The sequence below is a fragment of the Weissella confusa genome (genome assembly GCF_004766315.1).
GTDB lineage: Bacteria > Bacillota > Bacilli > Lactobacillales > Lactobacillaceae > Weissella > Weissella confusa_A.
The window spans coordinates 15,801-32,405 of the sequence record NZ_PVSN01000026.1; the positions used below are offsets into that span (position 1 = coordinate 15,801).

At 43.9% G+C, this 16,605-nt stretch carries 21 protein-coding genes and 1 tRNA gene; 19 read left to right on the plus strand and 3 right to left on the minus strand.

Annotation, left to right across the window (positions count from 1 at the left end):
* Positions 1-160 precede the first annotated feature (160 nt).
* Positions 161-829, minus strand: coding sequence for a histidine phosphatase family protein (locus tag C6P11_RS04125; protein ID WP_135518800.1), 669 nt, complete (start codon positions 827-829; stop codon positions 161-163).
* Positions 830-993: 164 nt separating this feature from the next.
* Here C6P11_RS04125 and rimM point away from each other — a divergent pair, with 164 nt between their 5' ends.
* From rimM to C6P11_RS04170, 9 genes are all read left to right on the plus strand, one after another.
* Entirely contained in the window at positions 994-1,497 is a 504-nt protein-coding gene (gene rimM / locus C6P11_RS04130) for a ribosome maturation factor RimM (RefSeq protein ID WP_003609063.1), read from the plus strand.
* Positions 1,498-1,499: 2 nt separating this feature from the next.
* Entirely contained in the window at positions 1,500-2,237 is a 738-nt protein-coding gene (trmD, locus tag C6P11_RS04135; protein ID WP_135518802.1) for a tRNA (guanosine(37)-N1)-methyltransferase TrmD, read from the plus strand.
* 124 nt (positions 2,238-2,361) lie between these two features.
* The gene (gene rplS / locus C6P11_RS04140) at positions 2,362-2,718 is read left to right on the plus strand and encodes a 50S ribosomal protein L19 (RefSeq protein ID WP_003609058.1); all 357 of its coding nucleotides are present in this window, start codon (positions 2,362-2,364) and stop codon (positions 2,716-2,718) included.
* Between the two features lie 206 nt (positions 2,719-2,924).
* Positions 2,925-4,211 (plus strand): dicarboxylate/amino acid:cation symporter, encoded by a 1,287-nt coding sequence (locus C6P11_RS04145; protein ID WP_135518803.1) that lies wholly within the window; start codon positions 2,925-2,927, stop codon positions 4,209-4,211.
* A 155-nt stretch (positions 4,212-4,366) separates the two neighbouring features.
* Entirely contained in the window at positions 4,367-5,323 is a 957-nt protein-coding gene (locus C6P11_RS04150) for a YitT family protein (RefSeq protein ID WP_135518805.1), read from the plus strand.
* A gap of 20 nt (positions 5,324-5,343) precedes the next feature.
* Positions 5,344-5,529 (plus strand): 2-hydroxymuconate tautomerase, encoded by a 186-nt coding sequence (locus C6P11_RS04155; RefSeq protein ID WP_003609051.1) that lies wholly within the window; start codon positions 5,344-5,346, stop codon positions 5,527-5,529.
* Positions 5,530-5,621: 92 nt separating this feature from the next.
* Positions 5,622-7,127: a glycerol kinase GlpK gene (gene glpK / locus C6P11_RS04160; protein WP_135518807.1), complete on the plus strand. Its 1,506-nt coding sequence runs from the start codon at positions 5,622-5,624 to the stop codon at positions 7,125-7,127.
* A 379-nt stretch (positions 7,128-7,506) separates the two neighbouring features.
* Entirely contained in the window at positions 7,507-8,472 is a 966-nt protein-coding gene (locus C6P11_RS04165) for a LysM peptidoglycan-binding domain-containing protein (RefSeq protein WP_135518809.1), read from the plus strand.
* A complete protein-coding gene (locus tag C6P11_RS04170) occupies positions 8,469-8,864 on the plus strand; it encodes a C40 family peptidase (protein WP_135518811.1) in 396 nt (131 codons plus the stop codon). Before C6P11_RS04165 ends, C6P11_RS04170 begins: the two co-directional genes overlap by 4 nt.
* 88 nt (positions 8,865-8,952) lie before the next feature.
* Here the strand turns inward: C6P11_RS04170 and C6P11_RS04175 are convergent, their stop codons facing one another.
* Positions 8,953-9,597, minus strand: a complete 645-nt coding sequence (locus C6P11_RS04175) for a deoxynucleoside kinase (RefSeq protein ID WP_003609045.1) — start codon at positions 9,595-9,597, stop codon at positions 8,953-8,955.
* Positions 9,598-9,814: 217 nt separating this feature from the next.
* Complete coding sequence (mscL, locus tag C6P11_RS04180) at positions 9,815-10,210, minus strand: large conductance mechanosensitive channel protein MscL (RefSeq protein WP_135518813.1); 396 nt, start codon at positions 10,208-10,210, stop codon at positions 9,815-9,817.
* A 174-nt stretch (positions 10,211-10,384) separates the two neighbouring features.
* Between mscL and C6P11_RS04185 the strand changes: the two genes are divergently transcribed.
* From C6P11_RS04185 to C6P11_RS04230, 10 genes are all read left to right on the plus strand, one after another.
* Positions 10,385-11,212: a Cof-type HAD-IIB family hydrolase gene (locus tag C6P11_RS04185; protein WP_135518815.1), complete on the plus strand. Its 828-nt coding sequence runs from the start codon at positions 10,385-10,387 to the stop codon at positions 11,210-11,212.
* A gap of 13 nt (positions 11,213-11,225) precedes the next feature.
* On the plus strand, positions 11,226-11,438 hold the full coding sequence (locus C6P11_RS04190; protein ID WP_135518817.1) for a hypothetical protein: 213 nt from the start codon (positions 11,226-11,228) through the stop codon (positions 11,436-11,438).
* Positions 11,431-12,159 carry a CPBP family intramembrane glutamic endopeptidase gene (locus C6P11_RS04195; RefSeq protein ID WP_135518819.1) on the plus strand — a complete coding sequence of 243 codons (729 nt, stop codon included), beginning with the start codon at positions 11,431-11,433 and terminating at the stop codon, positions 12,157-12,159. The genes C6P11_RS04190 and C6P11_RS04195 overlap by 8 nt, the downstream gene beginning before the upstream one ends.
* Positions 12,160-12,307: 148 nt before the next feature.
* Positions 12,308-12,727 carry a hypothetical protein gene (locus C6P11_RS04200; RefSeq protein ID WP_135518821.1) on the plus strand — a complete coding sequence of 140 codons (420 nt, stop codon included), beginning with the start codon at positions 12,308-12,310 and terminating at the stop codon, positions 12,725-12,727.
* A 91-nt stretch (positions 12,728-12,818) separates the two neighbouring features.
* Positions 12,819-13,226 (plus strand): iron-sulfur cluster biosynthesis family protein, encoded by a 408-nt coding sequence (locus C6P11_RS04205; RefSeq protein WP_135518823.1) that lies wholly within the window; start codon positions 12,819-12,821, stop codon positions 13,224-13,226.
* Between the two features lie 85 nt (positions 13,227-13,311).
* Positions 13,312-13,824, plus strand: a complete 513-nt coding sequence (locus C6P11_RS04210; RefSeq protein ID WP_135518825.1) for an antibiotic biosynthesis monooxygenase — start codon at positions 13,312-13,314, stop codon at positions 13,822-13,824.
* Between the two features lie 53 nt (positions 13,825-13,877).
* Positions 13,878-13,961 (plus strand) — tRNA-Leu (locus C6P11_RS04215).
* Between the two features lie 135 nt (positions 13,962-14,096).
* Positions 14,097-14,555 (plus strand): phosphate-starvation-inducible PsiE family protein, encoded by a 459-nt coding sequence (locus tag C6P11_RS04220; protein WP_135518827.1) that lies wholly within the window; start codon positions 14,097-14,099, stop codon positions 14,553-14,555.
* Positions 14,556-14,641: 86 nt separating this feature from the next.
* Positions 14,642-15,424, plus strand: a complete 783-nt coding sequence (locus C6P11_RS04225) for a 5-bromo-4-chloroindolyl phosphate hydrolysis family protein (protein WP_135518829.1) — start codon at positions 14,642-14,644, stop codon at positions 15,422-15,424.
* A complete protein-coding gene (locus tag C6P11_RS04230; protein WP_135518831.1) occupies positions 15,421-16,527 on the plus strand; it encodes a toxic anion resistance protein in 1,107 nt (368 codons plus the stop codon). Before C6P11_RS04225 ends, C6P11_RS04230 begins: the two co-directional genes overlap by 4 nt.
* The last annotated feature ends 78 nt before the right edge of the window (positions 16,528-16,605 follow it).

Below are 16,605 nucleotides of genomic sequence, written 5' to 3' on the forward strand. Positions count from 1 at the left end.
TTCAGGATTATTTTAGCGATTGCGATTATTGCGGCAGCCTATATGGGTTACAGGGCCTATGAAGCATACAAGCATGATCAAAACCAACAAGATAAGCACCATCACGAAGATGACATATAGTAAAAGCCCCGATGCAATTTTTTGCCATCGGGGCTTTTGTTTACCATTCAGTTGTCGTGTCATTAAACGTATCAATGCGAAGTCCGTCTTCGTCAAGTTGCCAAGTGGTGACGGAACCATTTTCAGGTTCGACACCCTTGTATTCAGGACCGGCGAAACGGTTGGTTAGGTTGATCAACAAAATACCATGAACTACTAGCAAAACGTTGTCGCCATCTTTGTGAGTTTGGAGAAGCGTATCAAGACCATTGTTAATACGTGTCCAAAACATATTAGCATCTTCAGCATCACCAGCTGGGTCAGCCTCACGGAAAGCGTTCATTAGTTCGTTGCTATCCATGCTTTGAATCAAATCGCCGTACGTTGTATCCGCAGGCAAACCAAGTACGTTGGCTAATTCATGACCAGCTTCAACACCAGATAGGCCGTCGAAAGAACCGAAGAATTGTTCACGGAAATCAGGTAATTCAACCAAATCTTGGCGGTCGCCAGTAAGATTAGCATCCATCACATAACGCGCCGTTTGTGCGGCACGGGCTAGGTCTGAAGAGTAGACACCGTCAAAGTGAACGTGACGCAGACGCTCCCCAGCTGCCTGACCATCCGCAATCCCTTTTTCCGTTAGCGGTGCGTTGGTCCAGCCTTGCATACGACGATACTTGTTTAGATAAGTTTGGCCGTGACGAACCATATAGACGTTAATACTCATAAATAATTATCCCCCGTTTGTATGCCTCTAGTTTAGCAAAGATGGCGGGATAATTCTTGTTTAGTTGGGACAAAAATTAAGGTATACTAGAAGTTAGCAAATTAACCGAAAACTTTACTGTAATGAGTAAAGATGAAACTAACAGTAAGAGGAAGACTGATATTATGGCTTTGTACAAAGTAGGAACAATCGTTAATACACACGGTATCCGTGGTGAGGTCCGTGTGATTGCAACGACTGACTTTCCTGAAGAACGTTTCCAAAAGGGCAGCAAGCTAATCATTGATGGCAAGACACCAGTTGAAGTTGAGATTGCAACGGTTCGTAACCACAAGCAATTTGTCTTGTTGTCATTCAAGGATTTGCAAAACATTAACTTGGTCGAGCAATACAAGACGCACGACTTGATGGTGCCTGAAGAAGCGCTACAAGATTTGGCAGATGATGAATATTACTACCACGAAATCGTTGGTTTGGATGTCGTGGATAACGCAACCGGTAAGACACTTGGTAAGGTAGCTGAAATCATGGAACTACCAGCTAACGATGTTTGGGTTGTGAAGGCCAAGGGTCAAGATGATATTTTCTTGCCATACATTGAAAACGTTGTGACTGAAATTGATCTTGATGCAGGTGTTGCCAAGGTCAACATGCTTGAGGAAATTTAATCATGCGCATTGATGTTTTGAGTTTATTCCCAAATATGTTTACGCCAATGCGTGAATCAATTATCGGTAAGACGATTGAGCGCGGCTTGGTGGATTTTAAGGTGACGGACTTCCGTGACTATACTGACAACAAACACAACAAGGTTGATGACGAAATTTATGGTGGTGGCCAAGGTATGTTGTTGATGCCACAGCCGATTTTCGACGCGATGGATGCCATTGAATCAGAAGCTGGTTCACGTGGCCGTGTTATTTTGATGGACCCAGCTGGTAAGACATTCAATCAAGAGATGGCTGAAGAACTTGCTAAGGAAGACCATTTAACATTTATCGCTGGTCACTACGAAGGGTACGATGAACGTATTCGTGATTTGGTGACTGATGAAATTTCACTTGGTGACTTTGTGTTGACTGGTGGTGAACTTGGTGCGATGGTGGTTATCGATGCCACAGTTCGTTTGCTGGATGAAGCCTTGGGCGATCAAATGTCAGCCGTTGATGATTCATTCTCAACTGGTTTGCTTGAGTATCCACAATACACGCGTCCGGCTGATTTCCGTGGTATGAAAGTACCTGATGCGTTGATGTCAGGTCACCACGCTAATATTGCAAAGTGGAAGAAGAAGGAGGCCTTGCGCCGCACGTACCTTCGTCGCCCAGATTTGCTTGAAAACTACGACTTTACGAAGGAAGAGCGCCAATTGCTCAACGAAGTAAAGGACGAAGAATCGAATAAGTAGGATTAAGACTTGTTAAAGGACACCAGAGATGATATTATTATTTCTGGTGTTTTATTCACCAAAAAATAAACCCGATAATCCGCTGGCCAGGTGGTGAAATGATTGTCGACTAGGAGATTTGATTATGCGTCAAAACGCTTTGCTAGAAAAGTTGGTTGCTGATCAATTGCGTACGGACATTCCTGAGTTCCGTGCCGGTGATTCAGTTCGTGTCCACGCTCGAATCGTTGAAGGTTCACGTGAGCGTGTGCAAATGTTCGAAGGTGTTGTTATCAAGCGTAAGGGTACTGGCATCCAAGCTACGTACACTGTTCGTAAGATTTCTAACGGTGTTGGTGTGGAGCGTACGTTCCCATTGCACTCACCACGTGTTGACAAGATCGAAGTGACTCGTCACGGTCGTGTACGTCGCGCTAAGTTGTACTACTTGCGTGCATTGCACGGTAAGGCTGCTCGTATCCGCGAAGCACGCCGTGCCTAATGACATTACGTCATTAAGCGATAAGAAAGCTGATTCCGTTTGGAATCAGCTTTTTTTGTTGCACTTACGGATATTTAATTAGTAAAACGTTTAATGACAAAAATATAATTTTATTAGGGTTAATTTCATAATTTGTTATGAAAAAGGCGTGAAATAGGGTAAACTATAACGAGTGATATTTTCTATAAGGATTGGGTTTTCATATAATGAGCGAGCAAAAAACAAAGAAGCAAAAGCGAATCATTGGGCTTGGCTGGCGCATTTTGTTAGGGTTGGTTGTCGGAATTATCTTGGGAGTTATTTTCTACCAAAATAAGACGGCGATTACGGCCATGCAAAATATCGGATCAATGTTTATTGGATTGATTCAAATGATTGTGTTGCCAATTGTGTTGTCTAGTTTGACAGTTGGTATTGCCAAGATGGGTGATATGCACAAGCTAGGTCGTATCGGTGGTAAGACAATTATCTACTTCGAAGTGTTGTCAACGTTGGCAATTGTCATTGGTTTGTTGGCTGGAAATATTTTCCAACCAGGTGCCCATGTTGATATCCACAACTTGCAAGCATCAAACATCAGTTCATACTTGAGTTCCGCTAAGGAAGCTGGTGAACACGGTATTTGGGCGACGTTGATGGATATTATTCCAACGAACTTCTTCGGCTCATTGGCTGAAGACAAGATGTTGCAAGTTATCTTCTTCGCTGTATTCTTTGGTTTGGGTACAGCGGCTATCGGTCCTAAGGGTCAAATTATTATTGATTTCTTGGACGCTGTTGCCGAGGTTATGTTTAAGGTGACGAACTGGGTCATGCAAGTTGCACCAATTGGTGTGGGTGCCTTGATTGGGGCGACAGTTGCCCAAATGGGTGTTAGCTCATTGGGCTCACTTGGTTTCTTTATCTTCATCGCCTACGTCACAATGATTTTCTTCATCTTGGCTGTTTTGGGTGGTGTCTTGCACTTCTTTGGCGTCAACATTTGGACGTTGATCAAGGTGTTGAAGGAAGAAATCATTTTGGCCTTCACGACTGCATCATCAGAAGCGACTTTGCCACGTATCGTGTCAAAGATGGAGAAGTTTGGTGTTAGCCAAGGTGTTGTCTCATTCGTTGTGCCAACTGGCTATACGTTTAACTTGGATGGGTCAGCCATCTACCAAGCGTTGGGTGCATTGTTTATGGCCCAAGCATATGGTATTCACTTGTCTATTCAACACCAATTGACGTTGTTGGTCGTGTTGATGATTACCTCAAAGGGAATGGCTGGTGTGCCAGGAGCATCATTCGTGGTGTTGTTGGCAACTGTTTCAACCATTGGTGTGCCAGTACAAGGTTTGGCCTTTATTGCTGGTATTGATCGTTTGGTCGACATGGGTCGTACGGTGGTTAACGTTGTTGGTAACTCAGCTGCATCAATCGTTATTTCAAAGTCAGAAAAGGACTTTGATGAAGAAAAGAGCTTGCGTTATGTCGCAGCGATGAACGACTAAAAGTAATGACGGAATCTTGCTGATGCAAGGTTCCGTTTTTTGATAATTTGAAGTGTTTCAATATGTTGTCAAACCTGACATCTGGTGTGGTCTAACCGTGAAAACTGTGTGATAATATAGGGACGATTAAAAAACGACGTAAGGAGGCGGCACTTGTGAACATTGCACGTGTACGTGAGTATGGACTAAAGGCAATTGTCTTTGTAGCAGCATCAGTTTTGGTTGCTGTCGCGATGAATAATTTCTTTATCCCAAATAATATCTTCTCCGGCGGATTTAACGGAGTTGCGCAGCTGCTTAGTTTGTTCTTCAAAGCAGTGTTTGGTATCAACGTTGAAGTTGGAGCCATTATCATGGCCGTTAACATCCCGCTAGCAATTGCTGGTTGGATTTACGCTGGGCGAGAATTTACGATTCTATCATTTTTGAATAACTTCTTTGCGTCGTTCATGCAAATTATGTTGCCAAAGCAAACGCTGGTTGCACATGAGCCAATTTTGGCTGGTTTGTTTGGGGGGCTGCTACTAGGGGTGGCGATCGGTATCACATTTAAGTTGGGATTCTCAACCGGTGGTATGGATATTGTGGCGATGATTGTCCAAAAGACGACTGGAAAGTCAATTGGGTTCATCAACCTGTTTATTAATGGGTTTGTTGTTGTCATTGCTGGTTCATTTATTGGTTGGCAAAACGCGATGTACACGATTATTGGTATCTATGCGACGTCGGTTGCGGTTGATTCAATTCACACGCGTCACCAAAAGTTGACAGCATTCATTGTCACGAAGCGTTCTGATGAAGTGGTCAAAGCACTTCAAGAAGATTTGATTCGTGGTATTACGATTTTGCCGTCAGTTGGTGCTTACACACGTGAACCAAACACAACATTGATGATGGTTTTGTCACGTTATGAATTGACTGAGATGGAGCGTTTGACGAAGTCGGTTGATCCAGATGCGTTTATCAATATTGTTAATACCGTTAACGTTTCAAACAACTTCTGGAATGAAAATTTGCAGAGCCAAATTCGCCGTGAGCGACTAGCGGCACAAGCGCAAATTACCGAGGCATTGAATTTAGATGCTGAGGCTGATAAGCTAATGAATAAGTAGAAAAGAAAGAGGACATAATAATGCCATTTGTACACGTAGAATTGGTTGAAGGTCGTTCAGACGAACAATTGAAGGGAATGATGGCTGACATCACTGCAGCTGTTGAAAAGAACACTGGGGCACCACGTGAGGCAATCAAGGTGATTGTTAACGAAATGCGCGCTGACCGTTTCATGGACGGCGGTACTTTGCGTTCTGAAAAGTAATTGCGTACAATAAGAGAGGTGGTTTTAAAAACCATCTCTCTTTTTTACGCAACGGGGATGCGTAAACAATAAACGAATTATTAGGAGCTTTTATGGCTGATCAATTTATCATGGCCCTTGATCAAGGGACCACAAGTACGCGTGCTATTTTGTTTGACGAAACCGGTACGGCCATTGCAACGGCACAAAAAGAGTTGCCACAAATCTTTAAGCAACCAGGTTGGGTTGAACATGATGCAATGACTATCTGGGATGATGCCCGTCAAGTGATGGCCGAAGTTGTCATTAAGGCTAACGTGCCACCTTATAAGGTCGCAGGAATTGGTGTAACTAATCAACGTGAAACAACGGTGATTTGGGATCGGTTGACCGGTGAGCCAATTGCACCAGCTGTTGTTTGGCAATCAAAGCAAAGTGACGCGATTGCTGAGCAACTTAAGGCGGACGGTTTGACGGACTGGGTCTACGAGAAGACTGGTCTTTGGATTGATGCGTACTTCTCTGCAACGAAGATTATGTGGTTGCTTGATAATGTACCAGGTGCTCGTGAGCGTGCTGAACGTGGCGAATTGTTGTTTGGTACGATTGATAGCTGGCTATTGTATAAGTTGACGAATGGTGCGGTCCACGCGACGGATTACTCAAACGCCTCACGTACAATGCTATTTAACATTCACACGTTGTCATGGGATCAAGAGTTGTTGGACAAGTTCAATATTCCAGCCAGTATGTTGCCTGACGTTAAGGATTCATCTGGTGTGTTCGGTTACACAGCTGACTATGCGTTCTTTGGTATTCAAGTGCCAATCGCTGGAATTGCTGGTGACCAACAAGCGGCTTTGTTCGGTCATAAGGCGTTTGAAGCTGGGGATGTTAAGAACACTTTTGGAACCGGTTCATTTATCGTGATGAATACCGGGGATGATATCGCGACTTCAAAGAATGGTTTGTTAACGACGATTGGGTATGGCTTGGATGGCAAGGTGACGTACGCCTTGGAAGGATCAGTCTTTATTGCTGGTGCAGCTATTCAATGGCTTCGTGATGGTTTGGAGCTTATCAAGAGCGCCAAGGAGACCGCTGATTTGGCCGAGGTAGCCCGCAAACAACATCCTGAACCAATTTATCTAGTGCCAGCATTCAGTGGCCTAGGTGCGCCTTATTGGGACCAAAACGTCCGTGGTGCGATGTTTGGCTTGACGCGTGCCACGACAAAGGGTGACGTTGTTCGTGCAACGTTGGAGTCATTGGCCTACCAAACACGTGATGTGTTGGATGCCATGCAGACTGATACTGATTTGACAGTTGGTAGTTTGGTTATTGACGGTGGTGCAGCGGCGAATAACTACTTGCAACAATTCCAAGCAGATTTAATTAACGTACCGGTTCGTCGTCCAAAGCAACTTGAAACGACGGCTCTTGGAGCTGCATATCTTGCAGGTTTGGGTGTTGGTTACTGGGAGTCGATGGATGCACTGCCCGAACAAGCGGCAACTGAGATGAAAGAACCGCTTGCAGAACGCCAAGTTGAAATGGCTAAGGCTTATACAGGGTGGCAACGAGCAGTCAAAGTCGCACGTATGTTCCCCTTGGATTAGGCGATATGCAACGTAAACTTGATAAGTTTGTAAATAAATAATTGCAAAGTATATGTGCGTTGCAATACAAATGAAATAACGCAAATGACGATTAAGACAATCTACCTGTGACACAGGTGATGTTTCAATCGTCATTTTTGTTTGTATTCGTGCGGGTTTGCCTGTGACATATTTTGGATCACGACGATTATCTTAATTTTTACTAAAACATAGATTTTGTATTTGACATGCTAAAGTGTGAATTTTTGTATCCGAACATAAGTTCCCCAAATTTCAGCGAAAAAATAGGGTATTATAGAGTAGTCGAGATATTATTTAAAACTTTCTTAACACTTTTTCTGTAGACGAGAGTATATAAATCCTGAGAGGAGTAGTTCGTATGGGACAAGTATCAACTAAAGCAATCGTTGCTGGTGTTGCCGGCGCTCTGGGCGTTGTTGCAACAACGCAAGTGCCAATGGTACAAGCAGCGGTTGATCAATTAGCGAACATCGCAACTGATTCAGAGCACGTTGCGACGACGCATGAATCATCAGCAGTGGTGGACAATGATGATAAGCAAGTGACAACCAAGTCAGATGTTGTTCGCGATAAGGTATTGGCTGCCGCACCAAAGATTTCTTTGCGTGCCGTTGCCAACGTTGCGCCAGTGGCGCCAGCAACTGACAACGTGGGGGATGTCGAGCTGCTAGCTAACTCGGAGACTGAAGTACCATCTTCCGCGACGGCAGTTTACACGCCAGCAGCGTCTTCAGCTGCGACAAGTGCTGCGGTGACACCGGCTGAGCAAGCAGTCGTATCAGAAGCTGAGGCAACGACAGAGAAGCCTGCTGATACAATCACGTACATAATTAAGGATGGCGACACGCTTGGCCAATTGGCAGCCCAATATGGGGTTTCAGTGGCAGCTATTCAAGCCTTGAATTCTGGCGTTGACGTGACAATGTTGCAAATTGGGCAAATTGTCTACATTCCAGCTGCAGGAGCAGCGACGGCCACGTCTGCATCAGTAGCCGCCTCAGAAGCGCCAGCTGTTGCTAGTGTGGCACCGTCAGAAGCGCCAGTGGTAGCTGAGTCATCAGTTGTGTCACAAACGTCAGAAGTGGCCTCGGAAGCACCGGTTGCGTCAGAGGCATCTGTCGTTTCAGAAGCACCAGTCGCACCAGCTGAATCATCCGTTGTCAGTGAAACGCCAGTTATGGCCTCAGAAGCACCGGCTGAAGTACCAGCCACATCGGTTGCGACTTCAGAGACAGCGGTTGCACCATCAGAAGCAGCGTCGGTTGCATCAGAGGCACCAGCTTCTGACTATGTCAATGCACCGGCACTGTTCAAGGTGGTTTGACGGCATCACAACGTACGGCGATTGTTAACGCTGCGTTGAAGTATGCTGGTCAAGACATTCCATACGTATGGGGTAGAAAGACACCAGCTGGTTTCGATTGCTCAGGCTTGGCGGCTTGGGTATTCAATGATGCGGGACTAAGCTTGCCATCATACACGGTATCAGAGGAAGCATACGTTTCAACAACTGATGTTAAGACACCAGCTGATGTTATCACCACTGCACAACCAGGAGATTTGTTGTTCTGGGGTGATCATGGTTCTTCATGGCACGTGGCTATTTATATCGGTAATGGTCAATATGTTGCCGCACCAGCACCAGGTTACAATGTCCGCGTTGAAAACGTGACGACTGGCTTTATGCCTGCCTTTGTTGGTTCATATAACGCATAATTTCAAAAACACAGATGATGTTTAATCGTCTGTGTTTTTTTGTGCACCAAAAAAGCCGTTAGCACAGTGCTAACGGCTTTTTCAATCGTTACTTAACAGTTGCATCAAGTTCGGCCAAACGGGCGTCAATCGTCTCTAGGACTGCTTGACGGTTGGCTTCATCCTCAAGGTCAAATTGTTGCAAGTCGATCTTAATCTTTGGTGAAGCATCATATTCTTCGTACCACTTTTGGTAAGCGCTCCACATCTTGAAGTAGTAGCTACGCAATTCGTCGTTGTCTTCGAATTGTTCGTAGTCACGACCACGCTTCTTGATACGGTACAAGATCGTGTCAAAGTCAGCATCGGCGAAGACCATCAAGTCAGGACGTCCCTTTTGCATCGTTTGAATTTCCGCCATCATGTTGTTCAACAACGTCATGTAAACATCAAGTTCGGCGTCTGAAATGTTACCTTCGCGGTGGTTCTCTTGAGTGAAGAGGGCATCTTCATAAATTGAACGATCAAGGACATTGTTGTCGTCGGTCAAGGCCTTCTTAATCATCGCAAATCGCTTGTTCAAGAAGTAAATTTGCAATAGGAAACCGTATTGCTTGGGATCAGCGTAGTATAGGGGCAAAACCGGGTTTTCGCCAACTGGCTCGAAGAATGCTTGCGTCCCCAAATGCTTTGCAATCAAATCAGTCAATGTCGTCTTACCAACACCAATCATACCTGCCGTGATAATCACCATGGTAGTCCTTCTTCCTTCAGAATTTTGTTTCAAGAATCGTCAACTACAGCATAAGCTGCGTTGAATAACTGATAACTATCTTAGCCAAAATATGAATTTAATTCAACGTCTTGACAAATAAAAAAAGAATGCCAAGTGGGGATAAACCCCACCGCTTAGGCATTCTTCGGAAAGTGAATAAAATATGTCTATTTTATGTCGAAAATATCGTTCGGCTTTAGTCCTTCTTAGCAGCCAAAGCATCACGGATTTCTTGCAAAACGCCAAGCTCCGTTTCGATTGTTGCTTCTTCCTCTTCTTCAACTTCCTTAGAAGTCAAAGCTTGTGCCTTACGGATTGCCTTCAAAATCAAGAAGACCGCAAAACTAGTCAACAAGAATGTGATCAACGTTGAGATGAAAGCACCAATCTTGATGTCGGCAGATCCCACATGCCAAACAATAGCAGAAAATGAGATTGAACCTGTGACGATACCAACTAGTGGCATAATCAAATCGTCAACAACTGATTTAACAACAGTTTGGAAAGCAGAACCCATGATGAAGGCGACAGCTAGGTCCATGACGTTTCCACGCATAATAAAGTCGCGGAACTCATTAATAAAATTACGCATCTGAATACTCTCCTATATTCCTTTTGTTACCTTGTTTATAACTGTTTCAGAAATGTGACAGCAAGCAAAAGCATTTGAAAAACAAAGTAAAAATCAAATAATTATTCATGAATTGGTAATAAGCAGTTGCCTTTATTTGTTACAATAAAGGTAAACACACGGGGGATAATACAAATGGTATATAAAATGCTAGTTTCAGACTTAGATGAGACGTTGTTGAATGATGATGGTACCGTTCACGAAGCCAATTTGGCAGCGATTAAGCAAGCTGTGGCGGCGGGATTTAAGTTTGTGCCCAACACTGGTCGTTCATTTAAGTCAGTCCAAGAATTGCTTAAGACGTTAGGACTTTACGACCAAGCCGGACAATATGTTATCTCTTACAATGGGGCAGCAATTGTTGAAAACAAAGACAATCAAGTCTTGTTGACGCGTGGCATGGATCTTGCGCTTGCGGAAAAGATTTTTAAGGCTGGCTTGGTGAACGAGACGGTTGATGTGCACGTATATACGGTAGACACACTGTTCATTTACAACATCTCACCAACTGATAAGCAATACATGGCCGAGCGTGGTGTGCCGTATGAATTGATGGCAACGGATGACTTGTCATTCTTGGCTAACGAACAGCCGGTGATGAAGGTGATTTTTGAGCACCCTGATGAAGCTGTCCGTGAGCAAATTCGTGATGCGGTGATTGCTGCTGTTGGGGCCGACCAAGTTGAAGCCACATTCTCATCTTCACGTTATGTTGAATTTAACAAGAAGGGTGTTGATAAGGGATCAGCATCATTGTTGTTGGGTGAGAAGCTAGGCATTGCACGTGATGAAATTATTGCAGCTGGTGATAATAATAATGATTTAAAGATGCTGACTGCTGTTGGATTAGGTGTCAGTGTGGCGAATGGTATTCCAGCAATCAAGGAAGCCGCTGACGTTGTGACGTCAAAGACGAACAACGAGGGTGCGATTGCGGAAATTCTTGAAAAATACGTACTGTAAGGATAGGTAAATAATGGGATTAGCGTTGCAGATTGGCACGAGTATAATAACGGTGCTACTTTTTGTCGGACTGGCAGCAGTCGCGAAAATAATGGCGTGGCCACTCTGGGTGTCAATCCCAGTATTCTTGCTCCTATTCGTCTTGATGACAGTTGTGATATCATGGTTGACGGTAACGTTGCGATTAAAGGCGGAAAAGAAGGAGGAAGAGGCTAATCATGACTAAGGAACATAATTGGATTGGTGACATTATCACCGGGCTGATTTGGATTATCATCGGTGTACTACTGGATTTTGCGATTCAGGTTGCTGGCATGTACAGTGCACGCAGTATGGCGAGCTTGCTACATGTGTCAGCAAATAGTGCTGAACCAATCATCACGATGGTGCTGTTCTTAGCAATGTTTACCACAATTGCCGTCCTGGTGGTCGGTTATGGCGTTCGGCAACGCTCACCAAAGCTTGGTCTGCACAAGTTCAATGGACATAAGGCAAACTGGATTTGGCGTGGCTACTTGATGATTATCGGTGCCGGTATTGTCACCGTCCTGTTGCAATATATTTTTGCCGGCGGGGTTCAGACGGCGACGAATCAACAGGCGCTCGAAAAAATGGCCAGCACAGGCGGGACAAATCTAGTCTTTGTTATTTTGTTGGCGGTGGTTGTGGCACCATTAGTGGAAGAGTTGATCTTCCGTGGTATTGTGCTGAACTACTTCTTTAAGGATGGACCTTGGTGGCTAAATGTGGTCATTTCAGGGGTGCTGTTCGGTTATTTCCACGTCTTCCAAGATTTCCAAATCTTCGCGCTTATTCAGTATTCATTGATGGGAATTGCGTTGGCGGTTGTTTATAAGAAGACGAAACAGATTCAATATTCAATGATGACGCACATGTTGAATAACGCGATTGCGTCGTTATCATTAATCTCGATGGCGTTGCATTAATCGTTACACCGTGTGTTTCGAAAATGCAACATAAAAGGTGTTATGGAAGCTCCCTTAATCAGTGCATATTAGCTTGTTTTTCGATAAACTAATACTTGTAATTAGTAAGTATGCGAATATAAATAAGCACGGAAAGAGGATTTGGCACATGGCATTCATGGTTAACTTGAAGGAAGTTTACATCGACCCAGCAGAAGTTGAGGCTTACTTGACGGAAATCGCTAACCTTTGGCAAGGTGAAGAAGACAACTACGAGAACGAAGCTGTAACGTCACAAATCATGGACTTTGTTTACAACAAGGACACTGATGACGCGCACTTTGCGTTTGATAAGGCTGACAACGAGTTGGTTATGCGTAAGGGTAAGGACTTTTACCAATTGATTCGCCAAATTCGTACGAAGGTTGACTCAGAAGTGCCTGCCGATGTTACACCATTGGTAGCACAAACGATCAACCAAAACGTTCAACAAAACTTGCGTATGCGTATGCAAATGCAATCAGGACCTTTTGCTCAAACGACGTCACGCGGTTACATCGCCCGTCAAGAAGCTGAAGGCAACAACTAATAGAAGAGGGACCGACAAATTTGTCGGTCCTTTTTTTGACCAATAAAGCCGAAATTATTCTAAGGTTAAAACAAAAGATGAGGTGATGAAGATGTATATTGAACTTTATGATTACGCAACGAACCGTGTAATGAATAACTTTGATCCTGAGACCCAAGTGATTTTGTTTGCGGTGGAAGATGGGATAAGCCCATACAATGATCCGCTAGATGTTACGATGGAAACAAGCTTTACGATTAACATTGTTAACAAGGATGTCCCATACCAACGCTGGTTTGATATGCCTTTGGAAACGAGCTTGGGGACTTGGTACATCAAGAGTACGTCAAAGTCTTTGCTAGCTGAAAACATGCAACTTCGTAAGAAGAACAATTTTGGTGGCTTGGCACTTGATTCCAACGAACAAGGTCGTTTGGTTGAGAGTGTTGCTGTAAAGGATGCCACTGGGGTTGATATTGCAGCATACGATGCTAATCAAAACGGACCAGAATATAAGTAAAGCGGATAGTTTTGACGGGCATTTTTGATATAAATTGGTTATAATGTTTTTAATCTAATTGGGGAATAATGTGGAGGAAAACATAATGACTGAATACTTACATGTCGCCTTTGGTTCAAAGGCAGTGTTGCAAAATGTGCGTAATGAACACTTGGATCACAAGTTGTTGATGATGGTTGATGACGAAGATAAGTCTCGCTACCAGTTGCTTGAAAAGACAACGGATAAGAAGTCAATTTTTGCAATGCCAACAACGTATGAAATCCTTGCTAGTCGTGGGGAAACGAGTGATATTCGTGGCTGGATGAATTTTACGTTCATCACATTGAATGATGCAGAGCGTGATAACTTCATTCGTCGTTATAATGCCTATGAAGAGGGGATGGATGAGCATGGTTTCATTAGCTCATTCTTGTTGCAACGTAACGATAACCAACATCAACTTGTGATGCTATCAACGTGGAACATGAAGTCTGATTGGGAGCTATGGCATGCCAAGAATGACTTCCCACTCCGTCAATATGAGAGTTCAAACAGCTTATATGGTTTGATGCGTAAGCAATACAGCTTCGCAGCGTTCTCAAAGCAGAATATGTAAATAATCTATTCAATAACAGGATAATTTGATATAGTTAATACTGTTATTGATATGCCGCCGTGGCGGAACTGGCAGACGCGCACCGTTCAGGTCGGTGTGAGAGCAATCTCGTGCAGGTTCGATTCCTGTCGGCGGCATACAGGAAAGGATGATTTCTCACACACGGGAAGTCATCCTTTTTTTGAACATGAGATTGAATTTACTGGTGGCTCGAAGTTTGTTTCGGGTCATTTGGTTTGATATGATGGAGAAAAGAAGCGTGAGGGCGGGATATGAATCGTAAAATAATTGAAAAAGGTTACGCCATCATTCTCGATTTAGCGATGTTGGTGTTGGGAATTGTGATGATTGGGTTCTTTGTGAAAGAACTCTGGGAATTGGTCACAATGCTGATACATGTGGATTTGGCAACGGATTTCTTCGGGGTGGCGGAACGCATTTTGGAAACGTTCTTGTTCTTCGAGTTTGTGGTGCTAACACGTGAGTACTTTATCCAAGATCGCATTTCTTTGCAGAACTTTATGTATATTGGGATTACGGCATTGCTTCGAAATCTATTGGTTTATCACGACGATACGATTGGCATTTTGATTCAAGCAGCAGCCATTGCGATTTTGATTTTAGTGCTAGTTGTCTACCGCTGGTCACGCCGTTATCTGGCAGATTTGGCGCATCGCGAGGAGCGTGAAGAACTGGTGTTTGCTGAAGAGCATCCTGAGGCAACGAAGTAGGTCGATGACCTGCTTTTTTTATACCATGACAAGAGTTATCGATTGCACGTATAATAAGAATAGTTGCTTTCGAGAGGATAAGAAAAATGCTGGATTTAGATAAAATTCCAAAAAAGACGTTAAGGCGAAGTAAGTGGATAACGGTTCTAATACTGTTCTTGGCAATTGGGTTTACACCAGCCTATCTAGACAGTATTTCGAATGTGTTAGTCTTCGCGTTCTTGGTAAGCATGGTCACAAAGCCGACCTTTGTGTTCCGTTGGCTACTACCACTAATGTTAATCGGTGTTGCCTGGGCCATTCCGGGAATTGGTTGGCCAGTGCAACTTGTGCTATCAGGCGTTGTTTTGGGCGCCCGTCAAGTCGTATTTACACCGATGAAGCAAACTAAGCAACGGATTACGACAGCAAAGCAAAAACTAACCATTAATACTGATAACTTATCGAAGCGTGATGTCACTGTGTTTAAAGCAACATTCAATCGGACGCTAGCCAGTGTTGATCACGTGGAAGAATTGTTGCAGTTGACGACGGGATTGCGTAAAATTGCGGTTGAAACCGATGTGATGCGGTTTGCACGCGGTATTCTAAAAGAATTAGCTGATGATCCAACCCAATTAACGGAAGCAGATGAGTTTGTTTATACGCATTTGCCAAACATGGAACAAATTCTGGTCACGTATCAAGAAATTGCGAACCATGAAATGATTGACGAGTCGGACAAAGCGCACTTGAAGGCGGCACGTGAAGTATTGCGCCAACTTGCTGATCAAATTCAACAAGACTACCGTTTAATCACACGTGATGATTTAAACTCACTTCGCGATCAAATTGATGTGGCGAAGCGAACTATGGGGGATAAAAAATGACAGAAGAAGTAATGACACAAGAGACGGTGGCGACACCGGAGTTAACGGATACGTTGACCTCTGAAGAGAAGTCAAAGGCGTTGCAACTCGCACAAACGTTGGACGTTTCAACGAGCGACTCAGTGTTAACATACGGTGCAGATGCACAAAAGAACCTTTCAGCTTTCTCACAAGGTGTATTGGATAAGGTTCAAAATCAAGATGTTGGCCCAATCGGTGACTCACTAACTGAGTTGATGAACACATTGAACCAAGCTAGCCCAGACGATTTACGTCCGGAAAAGCAAGGGTTCTTTGCCCGTATCTTTAACCGCGTTCAAAAGTCAGTCTATGAAATGACAGCGAAGTACCAACGAATTGGTGCGCAAGTTGATAACGTGGCTGCCCGCTTGGATCGTCACAAGGATTCCTTGTTGGCTGATAACAAGATGTTGGATGGGTTGTTCCAAGAAAACCTCGACTTCTTCAACCAATTGAATGTTTATATTGGTGGGGCGGAGATGAAGTTGAGCGACGTGCGCCAACGTGAATTGCCAGCTGCCCAAGAAAAGGCGCGTCAAACGAACAACCAACTTGATGTTCAAAAGGTACAAGATTTGGTGCAGTTTGAACAACGTTTGGAAAAGCGTACTAACGATTTGAAGTTGACGCGTCAAATTGCCTTGCAACAAGCGCCACAAATTCGATTGATCCAATCAACAAATCAAGTGTTGGCCGAAAAGATTCAAGCGTCTGTTTCAACGGCTATTCCATTGTGGAAGAATCAAGTTGCAATTGCGTTGACGTTGTTGAAGCAAAAGAATGCTGTTATTGCACAGCGTGCTGTGGCTGATACGACCAACGAACTTTTGCGTGCAAATGCCGACATGCTTCACCAAAGTGCGGTTGAAACCGCGAAGGAAAACGAGCGCGGTGTTGTTGATATCGAAACGCTTCAAGAAACGCAAAACAGCTTGATTGCAACGATTCAAGAGACGATGCAAATTCAACGTGACGGTCGTGCTAAGCGTGCCGATGCTGAGCAACAAATGCAGGCAATGGAGACTGAGTTGAAGGAAAAGTTGTTGGGGGATGGCCGAAAACCAAGGTCGCAAAGACATTAATTAAAAAATTTTTTCGCGGACATTGTTATCAATGTCCGCGTTTTTTATCACGATAAATTCATGTTTTACGCTGAACTT